19 protein-coding genes are annotated in these 24,749 nt (G+C 64.8%); 13 read left to right on the top strand and 6 right to left on the bottom strand.

All coding sequences use genetic code 11. The features are described 5' to 3' along the window. Window positions 1-23: 23 nt before the first annotated feature. The 4 genes from AZG88_RS26415 (at window position 24) to AZG88_RS26400 (ending at window position 4,637) form a co-directional block, all read left to right on the top strand. A complete protein-coding gene (locus AZG88_RS26415; protein WP_061044712.1) occupies window positions 24-1,346 on the top strand; it encodes an MFS transporter in 1,323 nt (440 codons plus the stop codon). Window positions 1,347-1,380: 34 nt separating this feature from the next. Further along, complete coding sequence (locus AZG88_RS26410) at window positions 1,381-2,187, top strand: class II aldolase/adducin family protein (protein WP_061044713.1); 807 nt, start codon at window positions 1,381-1,383, stop codon at window positions 2,185-2,187. 1 nt (window position 2,188) lies between these two features. Then, window positions 2,189-3,112, top strand: coding sequence for a 2-hydroxyacid dehydrogenase (locus AZG88_RS26405; protein WP_061044714.1), 924 nt, complete (start codon window positions 2,189-2,191; stop codon window positions 3,110-3,112). A 262-nt stretch (window positions 3,113-3,374) separates the two neighbouring features. Beyond that, window positions 3,375-4,637: a M20 family metallo-hydrolase gene (locus AZG88_RS26400; protein WP_061044715.1), complete on the top strand. Its 1,263-nt coding sequence runs from the start codon at window positions 3,375-3,377 to the stop codon at window positions 4,635-4,637. A gap of 44 nt (window positions 4,638-4,681) precedes the next feature. Here the strand turns inward: AZG88_RS26400 and AZG88_RS26395 are convergent, their stop codons facing one another. Continuing rightward, complete coding sequence (locus tag AZG88_RS26395) at window positions 4,682-5,842, bottom strand: PucR family transcriptional regulator (RefSeq protein WP_061699660.1); 1,161 nt, start codon at window positions 5,840-5,842, stop codon at window positions 4,682-4,684. Window positions 5,843-6,165: 323 nt separating this feature from the next. Here AZG88_RS26395 and AZG88_RS26390 point away from each other — a divergent pair, with 323 nt between their 5' ends. The 7 genes from AZG88_RS26390 to AZG88_RS26360 all read left to right on the top strand — a co-directional run bounded on the left by AZG88_RS26390 (window position 6,166) and on the right by AZG88_RS26360 (window position 13,691). After that, window positions 6,166-6,936, top strand: a complete 771-nt coding sequence (locus AZG88_RS26390) for a nitrilase-related carbon-nitrogen hydrolase (RefSeq protein WP_082764820.1) — start codon at window positions 6,166-6,168, stop codon at window positions 6,934-6,936. Window positions 6,937-7,001: 65 nt separating this feature from the next. Next, a complete protein-coding gene (locus tag AZG88_RS26385; protein ID WP_061044718.1) occupies window positions 7,002-8,648 on the top strand; it encodes a flavin monoamine oxidase family protein in 1,647 nt (548 codons plus the stop codon). Between the two features lie 9 nt (window positions 8,649-8,657). Beyond that, a complete protein-coding gene (locus AZG88_RS26380; protein ID WP_061044719.1) occupies window positions 8,658-10,121 on the top strand; it encodes an amino acid permease in 1,464 nt (487 codons plus the stop codon). 344 nt (window positions 10,122-10,465) lie between these two features. Further along, window positions 10,466-11,836 carry an MFS transporter gene (locus AZG88_RS26375; RefSeq protein WP_061699659.1) on the top strand — a complete coding sequence of 457 codons (1,371 nt, stop codon included), beginning with the start codon at window positions 10,466-10,468 and terminating at the stop codon, window positions 11,834-11,836. Beyond that, window positions 11,836-12,231: a RidA family protein gene (locus AZG88_RS26370; protein ID WP_061044721.1), complete on the top strand. Its 396-nt coding sequence runs from the start codon at window positions 11,836-11,838 to the stop codon at window positions 12,229-12,231. Before AZG88_RS26375 ends, AZG88_RS26370 begins: the two co-directional genes overlap by 1 nt. Then, a complete protein-coding gene (locus AZG88_RS26365; RefSeq protein WP_061044722.1) occupies window positions 12,231-12,902 on the top strand; it encodes an RraA family protein in 672 nt (223 codons plus the stop codon). The genes AZG88_RS26370 and AZG88_RS26365 overlap by 1 nt, the downstream gene beginning before the upstream one ends. Before the next feature lie 81 nt (window positions 12,903-12,983). Then, window positions 12,984-13,691: a PucR family transcriptional regulator gene (locus tag AZG88_RS26360; RefSeq protein WP_197436313.1), complete on the top strand. Its 708-nt coding sequence runs from the start codon at window positions 12,984-12,986 to the stop codon at window positions 13,689-13,691. Window positions 13,692-13,796: 105 nt separating this feature from the next. Here the strand turns inward: AZG88_RS26360 and AZG88_RS26355 are convergent, their stop codons facing one another. The 4 genes from AZG88_RS26355 to gabT all read right to left on the bottom strand — a co-directional run bounded on the left by AZG88_RS26355 (window position 13,797) and on the right by gabT (window position 21,111). After that, a complete protein-coding gene (locus tag AZG88_RS26355) occupies window positions 13,797-14,684 on the bottom strand; it encodes an HpcH/HpaI aldolase/citrate lyase family protein (protein ID WP_231914205.1) in 888 nt (295 codons plus the stop codon). A 459-nt stretch (window positions 14,685-15,143) separates the two neighbouring features. After that, complete coding sequence (locus tag AZG88_RS26350; RefSeq protein WP_061699658.1) at window positions 15,144-18,209, bottom strand: NAD-glutamate dehydrogenase domain-containing protein; 3,066 nt, start codon at window positions 18,207-18,209, stop codon at window positions 15,144-15,146. A 54-nt stretch (window positions 18,210-18,263) separates the two neighbouring features. After that, entirely contained in the window at window positions 18,264-19,718 is a 1,455-nt protein-coding gene (locus AZG88_RS26345) for an NAD-dependent succinate-semialdehyde dehydrogenase (protein WP_061044726.1), read from the bottom strand. Between the two features lie 46 nt (window positions 19,719-19,764). Continuing rightward, window positions 19,765-21,111 (bottom strand): 4-aminobutyrate--2-oxoglutarate transaminase, encoded by a 1,347-nt coding sequence (gene gabT / locus AZG88_RS26340; RefSeq protein WP_061044749.1) that lies wholly within the window; start codon window positions 21,109-21,111, stop codon window positions 19,765-19,767. Between the two features lie 174 nt (window positions 21,112-21,285). Here gabT and AZG88_RS26335 point away from each other — a divergent pair, with 174 nt between their 5' ends. Continuing rightward, on the top strand, window positions 21,286-22,791 hold the full coding sequence (locus AZG88_RS26335; protein WP_061044727.1) for a PucR family transcriptional regulator: 1,506 nt from the start codon (window positions 21,286-21,288) through the stop codon (window positions 22,789-22,791). 30 nt (window positions 22,792-22,821) lie between these two features. On the opposite strand, the gene AZG88_RS26330 is transcribed toward AZG88_RS26335, so the two are convergent. Then, complete coding sequence (locus AZG88_RS26330; protein WP_082764822.1) at window positions 22,822-23,307, bottom strand: GbsR/MarR family transcriptional regulator; 486 nt, start codon at window positions 23,305-23,307, stop codon at window positions 22,822-22,824. A gap of 131 nt (window positions 23,308-23,438) precedes the next feature. On the opposite strand from AZG88_RS26330, the gene AZG88_RS26325 reads away from it, so the two are divergent. Further along, on the top strand, window positions 23,439-24,749 hold a 1,311-nt coding region (locus AZG88_RS26325), incomplete at its 3' end, for a GMC family oxidoreductase (protein WP_061699657.1).

Below are 24,749 nucleotides of genomic sequence, written 5' to 3'. Positions count from 1 at the left end.
CCCGCGACATTCGGAGCAACACCATGAGCCCCTCGGCAACCCGACAGGTCGGCCCCCCGACCCCGATTCCACGCGACACGTCCCGTCGCGTGGCTTTCGCCGCATTCGTGGGAACGGCGATGGAGTGGTACGACTTCTTTCTGTTCACCACCGCCGCCGCGCTGGTGTTCAACGTGCAGTACTTCGTTTCCGACAACGCGCTGACGGCGACGCTCGCCTCGTTCGGCACGCTGGCGGTCGGATTCGTGGCGCGTCCGGTGGGTGGACTGCTGTTCGGATGGCTCGGCGACCGCGTCGGCCGCAAGAAGATCTTGATGACCACCATCGTCGGTATCGGGGTCGCCACCGTGCTGATCGGTATGCTGCCCAACTACTACTCGATCGGTGTCATCGCGCCGATCGCACTCATTGTGCTGCGCGTGCTTCAGGGGCTGGCGGTCGGAGGTGAGTGGAGCGGTGCTGTCACGATTGCAGCCGAGAACGCCTCACCGGAGGAACGGGCGAAATACGCGTCCATCCCGCAGCTCGGCTCTCCGGTCGGCACGATCCTGTCCTCGGGTGCCTTCTTCCTGACCTCTGCTCTGTTGTCGGAGGACGTCTTCGATTCCTGGGGTTGGCGAATCCCCTTCCTGCTGGCTCTGCCCTTGTTGGGAGTGTCCATCCTGATCCGCCGTCAACTCGAGGAGTCCCCCGAATTCGAGGCCTTGCAGGAGGAGGACGCGGTTGCGGAGGCACCACTGCGCCAGGTGTTCGTCGGTGCGTGGCGCCAGCTGCTCGTCGGTGCTTCCGTCATGCTCATCGGCGCAGGCGGCTTCTACCTGATCACGACGTTCATCATCAGCTACGGCAAGCGGGTTCTCGGCCTGGAAGCGTCGATGCTTCTTCTGGCAACCGTCATCGCGGCGGTGATCGAGATTCCCGTCATCATCTCCGGCGGGCGATGGGGTTCGCGGTTCGGTTCGTGCCGCGTCGTGATCGGCGGTGCCGTCGCCACGATTCTTCTCGCATTCCCGATCTTCTGGGCGATCGGCACCGCGAACCCCGTACTCGTCGTACTCGGGATGAGCGTGGGAGTCGCGGCCGTGTCCTATCCGTACGCTGTCAGCGGGGCCGTACTCACCAGTCTGTTTCCCGCGAAGGTGCGGTACAGCGGTGTGGCCGTCTCGTCGAACATCGCCGGACTGGTATCCGGATGCGTCCCGCTGATCGCGACCGCCGTGCTGACCGTCACCGGCGACCACCTCTGGCCCGCAGCGATCATTCTCGTGGCCATCGGCGCGATCGCCCTTGCCGGCGGCGTTCTCGCACCGCGGTGGAGTGTTGTCGAAGACGGCCTCAAGCACTGACATTCACTCTCGACCCACAGAAGGAACAGTCGTCATGAGCACAGCAGAGCAGCAGATTCCCGCGTCCGTCCCGGCCGCGACGCAGGAGCAGAGCGAATGGGACCTGCGCGTCGAGTTGGCGGCCGTGTACCGCCTCGTCGCGCACTTCCGGATGACCGATCTCATCTTCAGCCATATTTCCCAACGACTTCCGGGCGAGGAACCTCGCTTTCTGATCAATCCGTACGGACTGCTGTTCGAGGAGATCACCGCGTCGAATCTCGTCGAGGTGGGTCTCGACGGCGAGTTGTTCACCCCGTCGGAGTACCGGGTAAACCCGGCCGGGTTCGTCATTCACAGTGCCATCCACGCCGCCCGGCCCGATGCGCACTGCGTGCTTCACACCCACTCCCGCAACGGTTGTGCGGTGGCAGCGCAGAAGAACGGCCTTCAGCCCGTCAACCAGACGTCGATGGAGTTCTACAACCGGATCGCGTACCACGACTACGAGGGTGTCGCACTGAACGATGCGGAGAAGGTCCGACTCGTTGCGGACCTCGGTGACAAGAACGCGATGATCCTCCGCAACCATGGCCTCCTGACGGTGGGAGACAGCGCGCGCCGGACCTTCCTGCGCATGTTCTATCTCGAGCGTGCCTGCGAGATGCAGGTCGCAGCGCAGTCCACCGGCCAGGAACTGATCGTTCCGTCGCCGGAGGTCTGCGAGCACACCGCTCGACAGCTGAACAACGAAAACCGCGCCGGCGCCACGGATGACCACGACAACAGTGACAATTGGGACCTCGCCTGGTCTGCGTTGCTGCGTCTGGTCGATCGCATCGCCCCGGACTACCGGTCCTGAGATGGCGCACAACACAAAACGCCGTGCCGTGGTGGTGGACGGGGTCGGTACGCTTGTCGCCGATCCCGCACTGCTGCCGGACCTCTGGATGCTCGACGTGTCGCCGTACCTGCCGCACGGTGACGACGTCATCGCCATGGCAGTGAATCCGGAGACCGCTCAGGTCGGGGCTCGGGACCTGGATCGGGTCCCGAATCTGCGGCTGCTCGCCGCGACGTCCGCAGGCACCGACCATCTCGACATCGAGGAGGCACGTCGCCGCGGTATCACCGTCACGAACACTCCGGACTATTGCACGGACGAGGTCGCCGACCACACCACGGCGCTCGTCCTCGGGCTTCTCCGTCAGACGCACCGCCTCGACCGATCGGTTCACCTCGGCGGCTGGACGGTGGGCACCCCCCGTCCCCGTTTCGTACGTGGTGCAACCCTGGGGATCTGGGGTTTCGGGGCGATCGGGCGTGCGGTGGCACACCGCGCACATGCCCTCGGCATGCGTGTGCAGATCCATTCACGCAAGCCGATCGGTGACGATTTCCCGGACTACACCCAGGTGAGCTGGGACGAGCTGATCGCCACCAGCGACGTTTTGTCGGTGCACGTGCCGCTGAGCGACGAGACGCGGGGCCGGCTGGACGCCGAGGCGCTGCGGTCGATGCAGCGGGACAGCTATCTGGTCAACGTCTCTCGCGGCGGAATCGTCGACGAAGTGGCTCTCGACGCCGTGTTGCGCTCCGGTCACCTGTCCGGTGCCGCGGTCGACGTGCTCGCGACCGAACCGCCCGTCGACGATCACATTCTCTCCTCGACACCGAATCTGGTCATCACACCGCACGCCGCGTGGATCTCCGAGTTGTCGATCCACGCCCCGTTCCGTATGTTCGCCGAGGCGGTTGCGGCGCTTCCGGAGGAACCGGACCGGTAGCCGGAGCGGTCGAGGACGTTCGTATGCCCACCCACACGACGCAAGTCGTCTGGGTGGGCATACGTGTACGCCCGAGCGAATCCGCCGCAGGGGGTGCCTGTGGGAATGCACAACGATCGTGCGCGAACCGGTTGAGGTTCGTCATCCCGAAATCATGCCTGGACGTGCTTGTATTGATGCATCCGCAGTCGCACACGATGTCGACTCCGCTACCCGGACGCCGGGGCCGGCGGACGCAGATCCACTCCCGGGAGGAATCCACATGACCACCGCCAGCAAGACCGATTTGGATCGTTCCGTGGTCGCGGACTTCCAGCACCTGTCACGATTCGGCGCGACTGCCGGTGGTGGCGTAGACCGGCAGGCCGCCACCGGAGCCGACGGGGCCCAGCGGGCGTGGCTCGCCGAGTGGCTCGCCGCGCGAGGCTTTCGTGTCGAATACGATCGCGCAGGCAACCAGTTCGGCCTCCTGGAAATCCATCCCGGCGCCCCCTACGTTCTGACGGGTTCCCATCTCGACAGTCAGCCGCTCGGTGGCCGCTACGACGGCGCGTACGGCGTGCTCGCCTCGGCGCACGCCGCTCAGCGCGTCGCGCAGAAGTGGCGGGAGGGCAACATCGCGCCGAAATACAACCTCGCGGTGGTCAACTGGTTCAACGAGGAAGGCTGCCGGTTCAAGCCGAGCATGATGGGCAGTTCCGTCTACACCGGCAAACTCGATGTGGAACAGGCATTGTCGACCACCGACCGCGACGGAGTCTCGGTCGCGGAGGCACTGTCCGGTATCGGCTGCCTGGGATCGGGTGCGGGACCGCAGGCCGCCGCATACGCCGAGATCCACATCGAGCAGGGCCGAAATCTCGAGAACGACGGAATCACCATCGGCGTGGTCGACTCCACGTGGGCGGCGCAGAAGTACGAACTGGTGGTCCACGGCGATCAGTCCCATACCGGGTCCGCGACGATGCCCGATCGGCAGGACGCGCTGCTCGGTGCCTCCCTGCTGGTGGTCGCGGCCCGCGAACTGGCCGAGGATTTCGCGGCCGCCCCGCTGCACACCTCCGTCAGCCAGATGACCATCGAGCCCAACTCCCCGGTCGTCATCGCCCGGGAAGTGCGGATGCACCTCGACCTGCGATCGCCGATCGAATCGGTCGTCGATCTCGCCAACGAGCGACTGATGTCCCGGTTCGCCGAGATCGAAGCCCGCGCTCAGGTGCGCATCGAGAAAGCCACCGCACATTCCTGGGGAGTGGCGGGCTACCAGCCCGAGGGCGTGAAGCTCTCGATGGCCGCCGCGGAGGACCTGGGTCTGACGTATCGGCAGATCATGACTGTGGCCGGGCACGATTCGGTGAACATGAAAGATGTCGTACCGACCGTGATGCTGTTCGTGCCGAGCGTCGACGGAATCTCGCACAACGAGCACGAATTCACGACCGACGACGACGTGTGCGCCGGTGTGGACCTGTTGACCGAGGTGGTCGCCCGCCTCGCCGTCGGAGAACTCGACCAGACCGCGTAGTCGGAATCCGCATCAACCGCGCCGGCCCAGCCGGCGCGGTTGATTCAGTTCTGCTGCGCCGCAAGCGCGACCATGGCGAGCGCCGCATCGGCCGGTTTCGTGATGTCGAGCCCGGTCAGCTCCTCGATTCTGTGAAGCCGGTTCAGCACGGTGTTCCGATGACAGTAGATGGTCGCGGCCGTTCCCAACAGGCTGCCGGTGTGCAGATACGCCACCATCGTCTCCAGAAGCCGCTCGTTCTCCCGCTCAGTTGCCTCGCGTAGGGGAACCAGAACGTATTGCCCGAGATCACAACCGATCTCGGCGAGATACTTCTTCGCCAGCATCGGCCACGAGGCCTTCAGATCGGTGACGCGTTCCTCGTCCGGCCCGAGCTGATCGACCATTCTGCTCGCGGCCAGCGCTGCCAGGGGGATGTCCGCGATCGCCCGCGCGATCGGTGCCACGGCCGCCCGAACCTTGTCGAGCAGCGCCAGTTCACGGGGCGTCACCACCATCGGTGATGTGGAGGGAATCTGCCAGAACGCGATGAGGTGGCGTCCCTGCTCGTGCGTGAAGACCCGTTCGGAGAAGTGCGCCCTGTCGATATTGTGCCGCAGCGTCACCGCCGACTCGCTGGGCACTGCCACGACCCGGTAAAACGACGACACCGAGACGCCGAGAGCCCGGGCGATCTGCACATGGTTGACCTCGAACTGGCCGACGGCGTCGAACAGAAGACTGATCTGCTGGCGCTGGAGGTCTTGGCGTTCACGGGTCAACTGGTCCTGTTCCGCCAGGTACGCGGCCTGAGCGAAGCGGGCGAAGGTGTCGACGACGTTCCACACCTCTTCGGCGTGCGCGGCGAGTACGTGCGCTTCGCTCCGGCCGGCCGTCGACAGCAGTCCCGACCACAGAATCGGGAAATCGAGCCGGATGGCCGTGAGCATCGAGTCCAGAGGGATGCCGTCGCGTGCTCTGCGCCTCCCGAGGCGGGAGGCCAGACGCTCGACCACTCCGACCTGTGTGGGGTCGACAAGAGCGCGAAGCATCAGTGCGAACACGTCGCTGCTGGTGGCGCGGAGTTCGGCCTCACGGAGTCCGGCATCGCGGTACTCGCCGGCATCGAGCAGCCGATTCATGAACTGTTCGACCAACGTGCCCAGGTTCTCGCTCTGCCGTGACACCAGGCCGTGCCACCGCTGAGTGTCTTGTCGGTTGGTCATCGCCACCGTTCTCCGTTCCTACTGTACCAACGCACAAATGCGCCGCCGGACCGAACGCGAGCCCTCGGCGCCGGTCCCGAGATCCACGTGGTCGGGCATGCGCTGCGTCGAAGTCGTGAGGAGGCAATCGCTCCGGGTGACAATCGTGGACCATCCGAACCCATTGTGTACAGCGGATCCGGCGAGCACTAGGAAAGTTCCCGAATCGATGTGCTTTCGCCCATTTCTGCCCCGCGTTCTCGTTGACCGCTGTCATTGGATGTGGCGCAGTTCACCAGCAGACTTGAATTCGCCAAGTTCCCACACCAATTCCGGAGAATCCAGTGCGTATTGCCGTCCTTCAAGCAACGTCCGTGGTGGGGCACGTCGATGCGAATCTCGACACCCTCGCCGCCGCGGCCTCGGATGCGGCAGACGGCGGTGCGGACATTCTCGTCACCCCCGAACTGTTTCCCACGGGATATGCGCCGGCCAGGATTCACCACCTCGACGGTGCGTCTGTGCGACAGTCGGTCTCGAAGCTGGCGGAGAGTTATGGCATCGCTGTCGTCGCCTCTACCGTCGAACAGTCAGGTTCCGGACGGTTCATCACCGCCACCCTGTTCGGGAGTGACGGCACACAGGTGCTCCACTACCGGAAGTCGCACCTCTTCGGCCCGGAGGAGGCACAGTTCTTCGCCGCGGGCACGGAATTGTCGCCCGTCGTTCGGTTCGGCGATCTCACAGTCGCGCTGGGGATCTGCTACGACGTCGAGTTCCCGGAGTACGTGCGCGCTGTCGCCGTCGCAGGGGCCGACCTGGTGCTCGTGCCCACGGCGGTACCCACCCGTGTGTCTTCGGTATTCGACTCCGCCGCCGTGCCAAGCCTGCTCGTGCCGGCGCGCGCACTCGAGAACACGGTGGCGATCGCGTACGCCAATCAGTGCGGCACCGGGTTCGCCGGACGCAGTTGCATCGTCGCGCCGGACGGCTCCCGCGCGGCGCAGGCCGGGGACGAGGCGAAGCTGATCTTCGCCGACATCACGAGCGAAGCGATTCGTGCGGCCAGAGCGGACAATCCGTACCTGCGCTCGCGCCGACTCGACTTGTACTGACGAGAAACATCTTCCGAACCGAACCACCCTGAAGGAGTAGTGTGTCTTCCTCTGCCCCGATCACGATGCTGATCCCCGATTTCCCGTTTCCCTACGACGAGTACGTTCGTCACCCCGCCGGGATCGGCTCCGTGCCGAGCGAGGCATACGGTCGCAAGGTTGCCGTCGTCGGCGCCGGCATGGCCGGTCTCATCGCAGCGTACGAGCTCATGAAGATGGGCCTCCATCCGGTGATCTACGAATCCGCGGAGATCGGCGGGCGGATGCGAGGCAAGAGATTCGGGACGGACGGGGGACCGGTAGCCGATCTCGGCGGGATGCGGTTCCCGGTGTCGGGGCAGACGTTCTTCCACTACGTCGATCTGCTCGGGTTGAACACCGCACCGTTCCCCAACCCGTTGACCGACGCGAGTTCGAGCACGGTCGTCGAGCTGGGCGGCAAGGCACACTACGCCCACACCCCGGACGGGCTGCCCGAATTCTTCCACGACGTCTCCGCGGCATGGAGTGACTGCCTCGAGGAGCGGGCCGCCTTCACGGAGATGCAGACCGCAATCCGAGACCGCGACCTGAAGAAGATCAAACGCATCTGGAACGAGCTGGTGCCTGCGTTCGACGGCATGTCCTTCTACGGATACCTCGAATCGTCGAAAGCCTTCTCCGCACTGCCCTTCGAATATCGGGAGGCGTTCGGGCAAGTCGGATTCGGCACCGGCGGATGGGATACCAACTTCCCGGACTCGATGCTCGAGGTCCTGCGTGTCGTCTACGTCGACGCGGACGCGCACCAGCAGCGCATCGTGGGCGGCGCCGATCAGGTGCCCCACGGGCTGTGGAACCACGCTCCCGCAGACCTCGTCCACTGGCCGGACGGAACGACTCTCGCCTCCCTCCACAACGGATCACCCCGGTCCGGGGTGCAGCGGATCGGGCGCGACCGTACGCCCAGCGGTGGTCCCGGCCGGATCGCGATCATGGATCGGTGGGGAAACGAAGAATCGTACGACGCGGCCGTCGTCACCTGTCAGTCGTGGCTGCTGTCGGCCCGTATCGAGTGCAGTGAAGAGCTGTTCAGCCAGAAGCTCTGGATGGCAATCGAACGTAGCCATTACATGCAGGCCTCGAAGACGTTCGTGATGGTGGATCGCCCGTTCTGGAAGGACGTCGATCCCGAGACGGGTCGCGACGTCATGAGCACGACCCTCACCGACCGCATCACCCGCGGCACGTATCTGCTCGACGACGGACCGGACAAGCCGGCGTTGATCTGCCTGTCGTACACCTGGAACGACGACTCCCTCAAGTGGATGCCACTCGACGCCGACGAGCGCGTGAAGATGATGCTGCATTCGCTCGCCCAGATCTACCCCGGTGTCGACATCGCCTCGCACATCATCGGCGAACCGGTCACCGTCTCGTGGGAGGCGGATCCCCATTTCATGGGTGCCTTCAGTGACAACCTGCCGGGGCACTACCGCTACCAGGAGCGGTTGTTCACACACTTCGAACAGTCGGACTTCGAACCCGGGCACAAGGGGATCTATCTCGCCGGTGACGACATCTCGTTCACCGGTGGATGGGCGGAAGGTGCCGTCACCACCGGCCTCAACGCGGTGTGGGGGGTCATGAATCAGTTCGGTGGAACCACGCCGCCGTCGAATCCCGGCCCCGGCGACCTTTTCGACTCGATCAAACCTGTTCGACTGGACTAGGAGAGCACTGTGAGTACGAGCCATTCACCCGAATCGCCTGCGGTACACATTCCGTCGGACTCCTCGGCACGCCTGTCGCACGAGGGGGACGGCGACTACAAGAAGGACCTCAAGACCCGGCAGATCCGGATGATCGCGATCGGCGGCGCGATCGGAACGGGACTGTTCCTCGGAGCCGGCGGCCGCCTCGCCTCGGCCGGGCCCGCCCTGGTAGTCGTGTACGCGGTCACCGGCTTCTTCGCCTTCCTGATGCTGCGCGCGATGGGCGAGCTGGTGCTCCATCGGCCGACGTCCGGATCCTTCGTGTCCTACGCCCGGGAGTTCTACGGCGAGAAGATGGCGTTCGTCGCCGGGTGGATGTACTGGATGCTGTGGGCGATCACCTCGATCGTCGATGTCACTGCCGCCGCGATCTACGTCCACTACTGGCACTTCTTCACGTCGGTTCCGCAGTGGGTGCTCGCGTTGGGTGCGTTGGCGATCGTCCTGTTCGTCAACCTGTTGTCCGTCAAAGTCTTCGGGGAACTCGAGTTCTGGTTCGCGATCATCAAAGTCGTGGCGCTCGTCTCGTTCCTGGTGATCGGCGGGATCGTCGTGGCGCTCCGCTTCCCCGTCGACGGTCACGCGACCGGATTCACGCTCATCTCGGACAACGGTGGATGGCTCCCGAACGGCATGCTTCCCCTGGTCATCGTGATCGTCGGTGTCACGTTCGCCTACTCCGGCATCGAACTGGTCGGCATCGCAGCGGGAGAGACACCGAATCCGGCCAAGATCATGCCGCGCGCGATCAACAGTGTGATCGTCCGCATCATGGTGTTCTACGTCGGTGCCGTGCTGCTGCTCGTCCTGCTCCTGCCGTACACCGACTACAGCCCGACGCAGAGCCCGTTCGTCACGTTCTTCACCCAGCTGGGCATAACCGGCGCCGGCAACGTCATGAACTTCGTGGTGCTGACCGCGGCACTGTCCAGTCTGAATGCCGGACTGTACTCGACGGGCAGAGTCCTGCGGGCGATGGCGATGAGCGGGACGGCGCCACGGTTCACCGCTCGCATGAGCAGCTCCGGCGTGCCCTACGGCGGAATCCTCCTCACAGCGGTGGTGACGCTGATCGGGGTGGGACTGAACTACGTCGTCCCCGATCACGCTTTCGAGATCGCGATCAACGTCTCCTCGCTCGGCACGCTGACGACGTGGGCGGTGATCGTGCTGTGCCAGATGAAGTTGCACCGCTGGGCGACTCGCGGAGTGGCGGAACGCCCGGCGTTCAGAATGCCGTTCGCCCCGTACTCGTCGTACGCGACGCTGGTGTTCGTCGCTGCGGTCCTGGTTCTCATGGCGCTCGACTATCCGGTCGGGACGTACACGGTCGCGTCGGTCGTCGTCGTGATCCCGGCACTGATCGCGGGATGGTTCGCCGTTCGGCACCGAGTGCAGGTGCTCGCGGGCCGGCAGCAGACGCACCGGTGATCGATATCACGACTGTGCCCGGTGCGAGTCGTGGCTGTGCATGCGGACAGATGTTTCCAGCAGATGTCACGATCGTCACGTCGCTTTTCACCCGGGAACTCGAGGGTGCCAGGCGGCCAGTCGTTCTCTACGAGAACGGCTCCGGATCACCGCATTGCTGCAATGCAGGCTCAATGTGCTGCGGCCGCACCGAGCTGGACCGGGAGGTGGGAATCTGCCCACCGGGAAGGTGTAAACAGTGTGTGTTTCCCTATTGAACGTGTCCCCTGTCACAGCGGATAGTTGATGCCATCGGGAGTGGTCAGCTACCCGTCACTCTTTCCCAGCCGTTCTTTGGAGAACCCATGGCTCAATCTGCAGTCGGCGGCCCGGCGTCGCAAGATATCAAGAGCAAGATGCGCAAGATCGCCACGGCCAGTGTTATCGGCACAACCGTCGAGTGGTACGACCTCTTTGTCTTTGCCACGGCCTCGGCCCTGGTCTTCAACAAGATCTTCTTCCCGAGCTTCGACGCGCTCGTCGGAACCATGTTGGCCTTCGGCACGTTTGCCGCCGCGTACGTCGCCCGGATCGTCGGCGCGGCGCTGTTCGGCCACTTCGGTGACAAGTTGGGCCGCAAGTCCATGTTGCTGATCTCCCTGATCACCATGGGTGCGGCAACCTTCGCGATCGGACTGCTACCCACCTACTCGGCGATCGGCATCATGGCCCCGATCCTGCTGTTGACTCTTCGCGTCATTCAGGGCCTCGCGCTCGGTGGCGAATGGGGCGGCGCGGTTCTGATGGTGGTCGAACACTCTCCCAAGACGAAACGTGGATTCTACGGCTCATTGGTCCAGGTCGGGGTTCCCGGCGGAACATTGATCGCCAATCTGGTCTTCCTGATCATCGCCGCGAACTCGCCGGAGGAATTTCTTCTTACCTGGGGTTGGCGTATTCCGTTCCTGGCGAGCGCTCTCCTGGTGGCCGTCGGCCTCTACATCCGCTTGACTCTGGAAGAGACACCGTCGTTCCAAGCGGTCAAGGAAGCCGGCGCGAAAGCCAAGATTCCCTTCGTCGTTCTCATGCGCAAGTACTGGAAGCAGGTTCTGCTGGGCGGTATTGCCACCTTGTCCACGGGCACCGCGTTCAACATCATGGTGGCCTTCGGACTCACCTACGGCAAACAGCAGCTCGGATTCTCCAGCGACACCATGCTGCTGGCGGTTCTGATTGCTTGCGCCACAGGGCTGTTCATGATTCCGGCGTTCGGCGCACTGTCCGACCGCATCGGGCGCAAACCCGTGATCATCGGCGGCATTGTCGCGGAGGCTCTCGTCGCCTTCCCCATGTTCTGGATGATGGATACGAAGTCCGTCCCGATGGTGATCTTCGCCTACATCATGATGATGACCGCCTTCTCGGCCAACTACGGCCCCATCGCCACATTCTTGGCCGAGCTGTTCGGGCCCCGGGTCCGGTACTCGGGCCTGTCCATCGCGTACATGCTCTCCGGACTGCTGGGGAGTGCCGCAACCCCCGCCATCACGACGGCGCTCCTGAGTGCAACGGGCTCAGGGTCCTCCGTGGCCTGGTACATGATCGGATCGGCGGCCGTCTCAATCGTTGCTCTGCTACTGCTGACGGAAACGCTGCGGAACAGCCTCGACTCGGCCGACGAAGCGCCGGCAGAGAACTCTCTCCCGGAGGCGGATCCTCAGCGGGTCCGGGTCTGATGCGGCGCATAGGCGTAGTGTCCGGCGATGTGCGTCCGGTCGGACCGTTCTCTCACGCAGTGGTGGCCAATGGGTTCGTGTTCACCTCGGGTCAACTCCCCGCCATCTCGAACCTCAGCGATCAGCCTGACGCCTTCGACGACAAGGTGCGTCAGACTCTGGCCAATCTGGAGGCGACATTGCGTGAGGCGGGATCCTCCCTGCAGAACGTGGTCAAAGTGAACACCTACCTCACCGACCCGGGGCAGTTGGAGCCGTACAACGCGGTCTATTCGGAGTTCTTCGGCAGCGACCTGCCCGCCCGTACCACCGTGTGCGTCAATATTTTCGGCATCGCCTTGGAGATCGAGTGCGTCGCCGTCCTCGCCGAAGACTCGATCCCGGAAGGAATATGATGTCTCGAGTTCCATCGTCCACGTCTCGGCAGACACTGCCCACCTCGGCGGCGCTGCTGGCCAAACTCCGCCGGGTCAGCTTTCCGACCATCGGGCACTACCTCGAAGAGGGGTTTGTGGATCCGGCCATCCGCTCGCTTCTCGCCAATGTGCGTGTGGTGGGCCGCGCACTGACGGTGCGCATTGCGGATGCGGATGCGGTCGCGATGAATCACGCACTGAGTGCCCTGACGCCCGGCGATGTGCTGGTCGTCGACATGGGAGGCGACGCGGTTCACGCTTCGGTCGGAGCTGTCACCTCCTGTGCGGCGCTGTCCGCCGGCGCGGTCGGAATCGTCGTCGACGGAGTGGTAACCGATATCGTCGAACTGCGAGAGGGAGGGCTGCCGATATTTGCACGCGGCACTTCAGTTCTCACCACCAAGAGGCATGACGGCGACAACAGCGCGATCAACGTACCGGTCGTGGTCGGCGGTGTTTCCGTCAGCCCTGGCGATATCGTCCTCGCCGACGACAACGGTGTCCTGGTCCTGACCCCGGACGGTGCGGCGGATATCGTCGATCTGGCCCTCGCGTCCGACGCTGCCGAACCCGAAACCCTTGCCCGTCTCCGGGCCGGCGAACCTGTCGCCGACGTGCTCTATATGGGCGACAAGACAAGCAGATCGTGAAGGAACCACCGCAGTGAACCCGGGATGGATGCCGATGGCGATCAGCGGGAAGTAGGTGCATCGGTCATCGGACATCCAACCATGCCCACCGACGCCGTGGCGCCGCATGTGTACTTCGCGGCAGCTGCAGGTATCGATGGTTCGGTTCGCGTTCTCGGTGTTCATGCCGGTGGCCTTTCGGCAGCCGACCTCGCGCTCGTGAGGACGGTGCTCACCCACGAAATCGAGAGTTCCGGGCGGCCACTCTTCCTCTACGAGAATGCCTCCCGGATCACAGCGCTACTGAGCGGTGACATTGACGTCGAAGGATGCAGAGAGTTGCTCGCAGACTTGCCTCCCGCGATTCGCTCCCAGTTGCGTGTCGGGCTGAGCGCAGCGCAGCCTGTCGCTGAGGTGGCGAATGCCTCGCGGCAGGCACACGTTGCTGCGGCCGCCGCCTCCGGCGGAACCGCCGTGTTGGATTTCGGGGAGATCGCGGGCGGCGAGCTCTTGGTGTCGACGCCGTGTCGTGAGGTACTACGAGTGGTGGGCGAATCGACACTCGGGCGTGTGGACGACTATGACCGCGTCAACCGTACCGCCCTGCTGCCGACCCTTCGGGCGCTCCTCGAAGCGAATGGGCACATCGAATCCGCGGCAGCGGTCCTGGGGATTCACCGCCATACTCTGCGCGCCCGAGTGACTCGAATCGAGCGCATTCTCGAGTGCTCGTTGACCTCGGCGTGCGTGCGCGCCGAGCTGGTACTCGCCCTCATCGTGTGCGAGTACCCGAGACGGCCCGCTCCGTGACGCATCCGCTGACGGGCCGACTGTTCCGCCGGCCCGTCAGCGAGATCGGCAGCTCGGTGAGCCCTTCCCCTGGCGCCGTCGATGTTCGGCGAAGCACGAAGTGGTTCAGTGCATCTCAGGTGCGAGGGTATTCAGTCCGAATGTCCTCGCACGGTCGAGAACTCGATGAGCCCTGGCGAGCCGAGGCAGATCGCTTCCCTTTCGTGCGTTGGCTCCATCGGGTCCGAGCAGCGTGATCAATTCTTTCGCGTCCGAGATCTCCCTACCGGTCGGACTGAGGGCCGTGTTGATCGTGGCGGCATGTGACGCGTGTAAGCACATGCGGCCGGTCATACCCAGACCGGCCGCATACTCCGTTTCGTCGACGGTGAGGATCTGATCATCGGGCACGGTCGGCCCGTCGATCGGAGCGGGCAGACCCGCCGCCCGACTCACCACGACCAGCCGAGAACGTGCGTACGTCAGTGCGTTACGGTCGATACCGGCTCCGACGTCCATGCGGAAGTCTCCGCTTCCGAATGCCAGCCGACCCACCCGCGGGTGGGTGGCGATCGTTCCTGCAGCCTCGAGACCTGCGGCCGACTCGATGAAGGCAATGACCGGTGTGGTGACACGAAGTCCTTCGGTGATCTTGTCGACATCGCTCGCCGAGTCGGTTTTCGCGAGCATGACGCCGAGAAGACCTGGTGAATCACGGAGTGCCGCGACGTCGTCCTTCCAGAACTCGGTCGTGACGTCGTTGATACGGACCCACGCGCGCCGATGGTGAAGCGCGTTCACGACTTGGGCGCGTGCAGCGAGTTTCTCGGCGGGAGGTACGGCGTCTTCCAGGTCGAGGATATCGACGTCGGCGCCGGACCCCATCGACTGCGGCAGGTCGGACGCTCCGGAGATCAGGAACCAGGATCGTGCCGCGGTGTAGGGCAATTCCGGGCTTCGCCCACCACTCGCCGATTCGTCCGTCCAGGTATCGATGGTGTTACTCGATGTCACTTTTCCCACTTCCATTGTTCGTCGGGTGCGTCCTCCGGGGACCCCGGAATCGCATGCCAGGTGATCGGGACGTGCAACCAGGCCAACGCTTCGCAACCCGTTCCAACACGATCTGCTCCATGAAACGTGAGCACTCCAGAGGGCGGTCGGTGAGGATCACATCCGCGTTCACCGCAGTACAGATGCGATCCACGACCCTGTCCTCGAGCGGTGTCGTAGGCACTGCCACGGCAGCGTCCGCGAATCCGACTGCATCCATGACGATTCTGCGGTCCCGTTCGTCCTCGACCTGCACGAGGACGGTGTCGCCGCTGCCGACGCCGACTGCGCGAAGACGATCGAGGATGTGGCGGGAGGGTGAGCCCGGCAGGCAAGAGGACGTCATGATCGGCTCCTGGATCGTGGGGATGCAGAGCGGCCGGCGGAACCGCGTGTCGCGGATCCGCCGGCCGAATTCGTTCAGTTGTCGAGAGCGCGCAGCGCGGCGGTGACTGCGCAGGTTTTCGCCAGGTCGACCTCGCCGTCCCCGCGAACCGCATCCACGACGAGTTCGAAGCGATGCAGATCGCGCGAATGGGCCTCGCACCACGCAGCGACTGCGTTCCCCGTCGCCGTGCCGTCGTCACGCAGCACCCGGACTGTCAGCGCATGGTGCAGGTCGGACAGGTCGTCGTGCACCGCCGCCGCGGCCAGCACATCCCAGTGGGTGGAACCCGTGCGATCCGACAACGCGTCGACCACCCAGCCGATGCCGAGTCGCTGCCCGAGTTCGTGATGCACCTCGGCTACCCGCTCCACCGAGATTCCCAGTAAGTCCGCGGTGTCCGCGAACTGGAGCGCACCGGGAAGATCTGCATCGAGCGGGCGTTCGCCCCGGGGGAGTTCGACGAGCTTGCGGACCGAATCGGCGAACCGGTCTATCTCCCTCTCCGGTACCACGATTCCACGTCGTCGGCGCAGCAACCACGAGACGGCGTGTTCGATCAACCAGCTGGTGTCGAGTAGTGACTCCGGTCGTTCGATACCGGTGCCCGGACCCTCGAGTGCCCGTTCCCACAGCACATCCAGCTCGTAGATCGCGCTCACGGCAGCGTATGCCGAAGCGACCTCCGAAGTGGTGATTCCGAAGCGCTCCTGTAGCCAGAAGATGGCTCCCGGGCCCACGCGGTTGATCAGCTCGTCGGCGATCGACGTCGCAATGATCTCCCGTCGTAAGGGATGGGCGGCGATCTGAGCGGCAACGTTCCCGGTGATGGCGTCCGGAAAATAGTCGGTGAGGCGCGCAGCGAATACTTCGTCGTCCGGCACGGTGGAAGCGAGCAGTTCCTGGGAGACCAAATTCTTCGACTGCGCAAGGAGAATCGCGATCTCCGGTCGCGTGAGTCCGTGACCCGAGGTCGCGCGGCGCTTCAATTCCGCGGGCGAGGGCAGTCCCTCGGTACGTGGATTGATTCCGCCGACCTTTTCGAGGTTGCCGATCAACCGGACGTGCCTGTCGAGGAGATGACGGGCTTGTGCGGAGGCGAGGCTGATGGCCAGGATCTGGCTCGCGCTGTCGTCGAGTACTCGCGAGGCGACGTCGTCTGCGACCTGCGCCAGCAGGGACGACCGTCGTTCCGGCGAGAGGGTGCCCGCTCGCACGGCTGCGTCGAGCGCGATCTTGATGTTCACCTCGAAATCCGAGGTGGCGACTCCCGCCGCGTTGTCGATGAAGTCTGCGTTGATGCGCCCACCTTCACCCGCGTAGTCGATTCTGGCCTGCTGCGTCAATCCGAGATTGCCGCCTTCGCCTATCACCGCGCACCGGAGTTCCCCTGCCGACACTCGTACGCGATCGTTGGCCGGATCCTGTGCGTCGACGTCGGTCTCGCTCGCAGCCCTGACGTAGGTGCCGATGCCGCCGTTCCAGAGCAGGTCGACCGGTGCGCGTAGCAACGCCTGGATCAGCTCGTCGGGGTCGAGCGACGAGGCCTCGATGCCGAGGCGCGCCCGCACCTGGGGTGACAGGGTGATCGATTTCGCGGACCGAGACCACACGCCGCCACCGGTGGAGATCTTCTCGCGGTCGTAGTCCGTCCAGGACGACGTCGGCAGTCCGAAGAGGCGCTCGCGTTCGCGGTACGACGCGGCGGCATCGGGGTCGGGATCGAGGAAGATGTGCCGGTGGTCGAACGCACCGACGAGCCTGATGTTCCGCGACAGCAGCATCCCGTTGCCGAACACGTCGCCGGACATGTCGCCGATGCCCACGACCGAGAACTCGTCGGTGTCGATATCGTGGCCTGCCTCCGCGAAGTGCCTTTCGACGGACGGCCACGCTCCGCGCGCGGTGATGCCCATGGCCTTGTGGTCGTATCCCGCCGAGCCGCCCGACGCGAACGCGTCACCGAGCCAGAAGTTATACTCCGCCGCAATGCTGTTCGCCAGATCCGAGAAGGTGGCGGTGCCCTTGTCCGCGGCGACGACGAGGTACGCGTCCTCGCCGTCGAGGCACAGAGTGTCGGCCGGATGGACGACGGCCCCGTCGACGATGTTGTCGGTGATGTCGAGGAGCCCGCGGATGAAGGTCGCGTATCCCGTCCGCGCCGGGGTGTCGGCCGATCGAACGACGAACGCCCCCTTGGCTCCCATCGGGACGATAGGGGCGTTCTTGACCGACTGGGTCTTCATCAGACCCAGCACTTCGGTCCGGAAATCCTCGCTACGGTTCGACCAGCGCAGACCACCGCGTGCCACAGCGCCGCTTCGGACGTGGATCCCTTCCACTTCGTCGGAGTGAACGAAGATTTCACGAAAGGGAACTACTCGCCCTCGTGTGGCCAACCGCCCGGAATCAATCTTGAAGGAGAGGTAGGGCTTCGGTTGTCCCCGCGTGTCGCGCTGGAACCAGTTGGTGCGTACCACGGCCAGGACGAACGCCTGGAGGGCTCGTCGGATTCTGTCCTCGTCGAGGGTGGTCGCGCTGTCGACCAGGTCGGTCAGAGCGGCGTTCGCCCTCTCGGGGTCGCCGGTCCGAGCGGGATCGAGCCGTGCCCGGAAGAGCGTGACCAGGGCACGGACGAAATCGGGATTACTCGCCAGCGAGTCGACGAGATAGGTCTCGGAGAATCCGAGTTGAGTCTGCCGGAGAAAGCGGCACATCGCGCGGACGAGCACGGCCTCGCGCCAGTCGATCCCCGCTGTCGCGACGAGACGGGCGTACTGATCGATTCTCCACCGGCCGGCCGAACCTGCCTCGAACGCCGCCGCGATGTGATTGAGCACCGGGTCGGAGAACGACGATCCCGCGAAGGCGAACTCGTGCACCGATCCGGTGCCCTCGGCATCGTCGGTGGAAACCTGGCGATGCGCTGCGGTGCGGAGACCGAAGCTTTCGAACATCGCGCAGACATCGACCAGCAGGGGTTCCGTCGCGGGCCACCCCACCACCGCCGCCATGCCGGCGGCGGTGTGCTCGAACGTGACCTGTGGATGTCCTGACGCCGTGGGTGAATAGTCGACCGTGGTATCGGTCTGGAGAGTCATCGTCGTGTCCTCATCATCGAAGTGCCGGTGCGTGTGACGTTGTGGGTTGCCCGGCTAGCGGAGCGCGATGTACTTGATCTCGAGGTATTCCTCGATACCTTCGCTACCGCTCTCACGGCCGAGCCCCGATTCCTTCACCCCTCCGAACGGTGCCGCGACATCGGAGATGATGCCCCGGTTGACGCCGACCATCCCGGACTCGAGTGCGCTGGACACCCTCAGCGCACGGTCGAGGTTTTCGGTGTAGATGTACGCAGCCAGACCGAATTCGGTGTCGTTGGCCGCGGCGACGCCTTCGTCCTCGCCGTCGAACCCGATGACGGCTGCGACCGGCCCGAAGACCTCTTCCTTCAGAATCCGCGCGCCGGCCGGCACGTCAGCCAATACCGTCGGCTCGTAGAAATAGCCCTCGCCGGCGGCGTTGCAGCCGCCGGTGGTGACGACAGCGCCCTTGTCCACGGCGTCCGTCACCAACTCTGCGACACTCGACCGCTGCTTCTCGGTGATCAGCGGCCCCACCTGTGTGCCGTCGAGGTCCCCGGGCCCTACCTTCAGTGCTTTCATACGAGCGGTCAGCTTCTCGATGAACTCGGCTCGTACCGCGTTGTCGACGTGGATCCGGTTGGCGGCTGTGCACGCCTCACCGGTGTTACGCATCTTCGCAGCCATCGCGCCCTCGACTGCCTCGTCGACGTCGGCATCGGCGAATACGACGAACGGCGCGTTGCCACCCAATTCCATCGACGTCCGCAACACACGCGTGGCGGACTGCTGCAGCAGGATCTTTCCCACGCCGGTGGAGCCGGTGAAGGTGACCTTCCGAAGTCGGTGATCGTCGAACATCGGAGCGGTGAGCTTGGACGAACTCGAGGTCGGCAGGATCGAGAGCACGCCCGCCGGCAGGCCTGCCTGCTGGAAGACCTCGCCGAGCAGCAGCATCGTCAGCGGTGTCTCGGCGGCGGGCTTCACCACCATCGTGCACCCGGCCGCGAATGCCGGTGCGATCTTCCGGGTGCCCATCGCAAGAGGAAAGTTCCACGGCGTGATCGCCAGCGTGGGGCCTACCGGTTCCTTCGTGACCAGAATCCGGCCGTTGCCCGACGGTGACTGCGTGTAGCGGCCGTTGATCCGCACTGCTTCCTCGGAGAACCAGCGCAGGAATTCACCGCCGTACGTCACCTCTCCGTAGCTCTCGGTGAGAGGCTTGCCCATCTCGAGCGTCATCAGCAACGCGAAGTCGTCCCGGCGCTGGATGACCAATTCCCAGGCCCGGCGAAGTATCTCGGAACGCTCGCGTGCCGGCGTCGATGCCCATCGGGCCTGCGCCTGCGCGGCGGCGTCGAGCGCCCGTACGCCGTCCTCCGGGGTCGCGTCGGCCACCTCGATGAGTACCTCGCCGGTTGCGGGATTGCGGACCGGGAACGTCTTGCCGCCGGTGGCCGGCACCTGCTCGCCACCGATCCACAGGTCGGTCGGAAGTGAGGCCAGAAGGGTCTGGGTGTCGGTCATGTGTCTTTCCTTCAGGTGTCGAGGTGATCGTTGGCCGCGCGTGGGATCAGCGATGCGCGTGCGCGCGAACCGCGTCTTCGAGGACGGTGAGGGCCTCGTCGAGTAGGTCGTCGCCGATGACCAGGGGTGGCAGCAGGCGGATGACGTTCCCGTACGTGCCGCAGGTGAGGATGATGACTCCCTGTGACAAGGCTTCGGCAGCAACCGCTTTGGTCAGTTCCGGGTCGGGTTCGGTGGTGCCGGGCCGGACGATCTCGATGGCCAGCATGGCGCCGCGCCCGCGTACCTCTCCGATGACACCGACCTCTTTCGCGAAAGCCTCGAGGCGCGGTTTGACGGAATTCTCGATCTGGCGCGCGCGGGCCGGTAGGTCCCATTCCCGCATCGTGTCGATGGTGGCGAGCGCGGCCGCGCAGGCCACCGGGTTTCCGCCATAGGTTCCGCCGAGCCCTCCGGCGTGTACCGAGTCCATGAGGTCGGCGCGGCCGGTGACCGCCGCCAGCGGCATGCCGCCCGCGATACCCTTTGCCAGGGTGATGAGGTCGGGAACCACGCCTTCGTGCTCGCTCGCGAACCATGCGCCGGTCCGCGCGAAGCCGGTCTGCACCTCGTCGGCGATGAAGAGCACGCCGTTCTCCTTCGCCCAGGCGACCAGGGTGGGCAGGAATCCCGGTGCAGGCACGATGAAGCCACCCTCACCCTGGATGGGCTCGTAGATGATCGCGGCCACCGAGTCGGCACCGATCTGCTTCTCGATCTGCGTGATCGCCCGGCCCGCGGCCTGCTCGCCCGTGAGGCCGGACTCGTCGCGGTACGGGTACGACGCGGGCATGCGGTACACCTCGGGTGCGAACGGACCGAAGTGCGCCTTGTACGGCATCGACTTCGCCGTCAGTGCCATCGTGAGGTTGGTTCTGCCGTGATAAGCGTGGTCGAACGCGACCACTGCTGTCCGGCCGGTCGAAAGTCGAGCGATCTTGATTGCGTTCTCGACAGCCTCCGCGCCGGAGTTGAACAGCACCGAACGCTTCTCATGGTCTCCCGGGGTCAGCGCGGCGAGTTCCTCGGCGACCCGCACGTACCCCTCGTAGGGGGTCACCATGAAGCAGGTGTGAGTGAAGCGTTGCGCCTGCTCCGCGACCGCGGCCGCTACGGCGGGGTTCGATGCGCCGACGCTGGTCACAGCGATTCCGGCGCCGAGATCGATCAGGGAGTTACCGTCCGCGTCGACGATGACTCCACCGTCCGCGTCGACCGCGTAGACGGGCACCGAGGAACCGACGCCTGCAGCGACGAAGCTCTTGCGCCGGGCTGCGATCTCGGCGGAACGCGGCCCGGGAAGCGTGGTGGCGAGGTGCCTCTTCTGGGCAAGTCGATAGGTGAAGTCGGTCATGAATGCTCCCATGGGCGTTGAGGAACCCGACGATGACGGCCGATCCAATGGGTTCGGCTTTCACGCATCTCCGGTCGATGTCTTCAGCAAGTGTTCCGTCGAGGGCCGACAACCAACAGTGGCCGAAGTGGGCAGAGCGGTTTCACTGATGCGCCAGAATGGCACACTGGGTGCATGCCGATCACAGTCCGCCAACTCTGCGACACCCAAGCCTTCAACCTGACCGTTCGGGCCGGCGAGGAGCATGTCGAACGCGAGCTGAGCTGGGCGCACGTCTCCGAGCTGGAAGATCCCACGGCCTTCCTCAGCGGGGGTGAACTTCTCCTCACCACTGGGGTGTCGCTACCCGCCGACGCCGAGGCCATAGAGGAGCGGGTGCGGCGACTGGTTGCGGCAGGTGTCGCGGCGGTGGGTTTCGGCGTCGGGCTGCGCTTCGACACCGTCCCGGACGCATTTGTCGCGGCGGCCCGCGCCGAACAGCTCCCGTTGCTGGAAGTGCCCCTCGCTGTTCCGTTCATTGTCTTGGAAAAGGCTGTATCGCAGGCCCTCTCGTCCGACGATCACGCCCGGTTGCAGCGCACGCATCAACAGCAGCGCCGGCTGATTCACGCGACGCTGGCCGCGGACGGTGCGAGGACCCTCGTGCGCCGCACGGCGGAACTCATCGGCGGCTGGGCCGCTCTGCTCGACGCAGCAGGGCACGTCGTGCACGGCTCGCACCGCACTGTGCGTGGAGCAGTGAACCGCACTGCACCGCAACGCATCGCACGCCCGGGCGAAGTCGTGTTCTCGTCGGAGGGCGGTGAGGACATCATCTCTCATCCGCTGGCGGCGGTGGATGGCAGAGTGCTCGGGTATCTCGTTGCGGGACGTCAGGGTGTGGTCGGATCGCTGGACCACGGGGTCGTGACGGTGGCAGCCTCCCTCCTGACGTTGTTCGTACGCAGAACCGACGAGACCCAGCGAGCACTCGCCCGCGCTCGAGCCGCGGCCCTTCGGCTCCTGATCGCGGGCCAGATGGCCGCGACCCGAGAGGTTTCCCAGGATCTGTGGGGTGGGTTTCCGTCCGAACCGGTCAAGGTGATCACGGCTGTGGGTTCACAGAGTGCGTTGAACAGCGCGATCGCGGTCCTCGACACCGGGCCGAGCGGGGCAGCCATCTTCGGTCGGGTCGAAGGCCACCTGCTGGTGGTGGTCTCCGAAGCCTCAGTTGAAAAGTCGGTTTCGAGGCTCGTCACGGTTTCCGACCTCCGGCTGGGAATCTCGGAGAACGCGTGGTGGGACGAGTTCGTCCGCGCCCGCCGGGAGAGCCGGCAGGCTGCGGACGAAGCCGCACAACGCAACGAGGGGGCGCTGCACTTCGCTCAACTCGGCGGTGAGGGCCTCGCCTCGTATCTCGACAGGTACCGTGCGCGATCCTATGCGGAGAACCATCTCTCGGTATTGCAGGACGCCGGAAGCGCGGGACGGGAGGGAAGCCTCTGTCGAACCCTGCGTTCATGGCTGACTCACAACGGTCAAACCGACCCCGCGGCAAAGGACCTCGGAATTCACCGACACACTTTGAGGCGACGCCTCGATCGAATCGAGAATCTTCTGGGCGTCTCGCTGAACTCGCCCGCTACCCGCGCCGAACTGTGGTTCGAGCTGGAACTACTCCGGGGTGGCTCGGATTCGTAGACTTGCTCTCGGTGATGCCTGCCTGTTCGCTCATGGTCGCGCAGCGTTGAACCCTGCCGTGTACTCCGCAAGCAGCGACTCGAGTCGGCTGACCATGAAGCTGTAGTACGCATGCATTTCGTCGAAGCGGGCGCGCTGTTCGGGTGGGAGGGTCTTTCCGCGGGTTTGGGCACTCTCCGCCAGCGCCAGCAGTTCGGTGGTCTGCTCGAGTTGGTGCTGTAGGCATCCGATCCAGGCATCGTCGCGCCATCGGTAGACGAACTGGCGACTTCCCGGCTCTTTGAAGCGTTCCACGGTGCCGGTGGTGATGAGCAACCGGGTTGTCTCGGATACCGATCCCTTGCTCGCATCGAGCGCATCCTGCAGTTGCGCCATCGTCATCGGAGCCTCGCTGAGCATCAGGACTCCCGCGGCTCGGCCCGCCATGGGGGGCCAGCCCATTGCACCGCCGATATGCACACCGAAGTCCTCGATGAGGGAAGCCTTCTCTCCGCTGTCGCTGCCGTCGACGGACACCGCCACCTCCATTCGGTCAGAAAAAAATGAATATTCACTATTGACTGAACTCTTTGTCTACAGAATCATACTCGGCAGGACCCGGGTGCTTCCCGAGACCTCATTCGCGCAACTCGTTACGGAGGTTTTTTGTGACCGAGACAGGCTGGGACGTCATCGTGGTGGGTGCGGGTTCGGCGGGGGCCGCGTTCGCGGTCCGCTCCGCAGAGAAAGGCAAGCGGGTCCTGCTCCTCGAAGCCGGACCGGACTATCGCTCGGCGCAGATGCACCAAGCGTGGCGGTCACCCAACCCGATCAGGGCATTGCTCGACCCGACGGCGACCGAAAATCTGGTGTGGACGGGGCTCGATGCGGCACGGACCGAGAAGCAGGCGCCTGCGCCCTACTGGCGAGGTAGAGGGGTCGGCGGCAGCTCATCGATCAATGGACAGATCGCGATCCGTCCCCCGATGGCGGACTTCGACGATTGGGTCAGCTGGGGTTGCGTGGGTTGGGGACCCGACGACGTCCTGCCGTACTTCGCCAAACTCGAAGACGACGAGGAGTACGGCGACGAGGCCTATCACGGCCGAGGTGGACCGACCCCGATTTACCGCATGCCCCAGGAGAACTGGGGATCCGTTGATACCGCGCTGTGCAGGGCTGCCCTGTCGGCCGGTCATGCATGGGCCGCGGACGTCAATGCACCCCACGCCATGGGTGTCTCGCCGTACCCGATCAACTCCCGCTCCGGCCGGCGCGTGTCGGTCAACGACGCCTACCTCGAGGCCGCTCGCGAGTCCTCGACCCTGACGATCCGCGGCGATGCCCTGGTCGACCAGGTGATCTTCTCCGGAGACCGCGCGATCGGCGTCCGGGTCGTCGTCGACGGCACGGTGGTGACCGAGCACGCCGACGAGGTGGTACTCAGCGCCGGAGCGGTCCACTCTCCCGCGATTCTCATGCGATCCGGAATCGGTCCGTCCGGACATCTGCGCTCGTTGGGGATCGAGGTGCGCCAGGACCTTCCGGTCGGGCGAGGTCTGCAAGACCATCCGATGGCGGTGGTGTCGATTCCTCTGATCGACGAGGCAGGGATCCAGAGCCCGGACGACCGACACACCAATGTCTGCGTCCGCTACACCAGCGAGCCCGGCGCCCCCATCGGCGACATGATGTTCGTGTCGCAGAATCAGAATGTCGTTGCGATGGCCAATCCTGATATGCGCGCGTTGGCAGGCGCGTTCGGCGTCTGGGTGAATCAGGCGTTCTCCCGCGGGGTGTTGACGCTGACCTCGGCCGACCCGGCGGATCAGCCTCAGATTCACTCCCGGATGCTCTCCGACGAGCGGGACCTGTCCCGTTTGCGCGACGGGATACGCGACCTGGTCGAACTCGCTCGTGACCCGGCGGTCGCCGCCATCACCCATGGGCCGCTCGAGGCCGAGAACAGGGCCCTGTTC

The sequence above is a fragment of the Rhodococcus sp. LB1 genome, from assembly GCF_001583455.1.
GTDB lineage: Bacteria > Actinomycetota > Actinomycetes > Mycobacteriales > Mycobacteriaceae > Rhodococcus_F > Rhodococcus_F opacus.
Note: the sequence above shows the minus strand (reverse complement) of the source record. Positions and strands in the feature narration are given on the sequence as shown.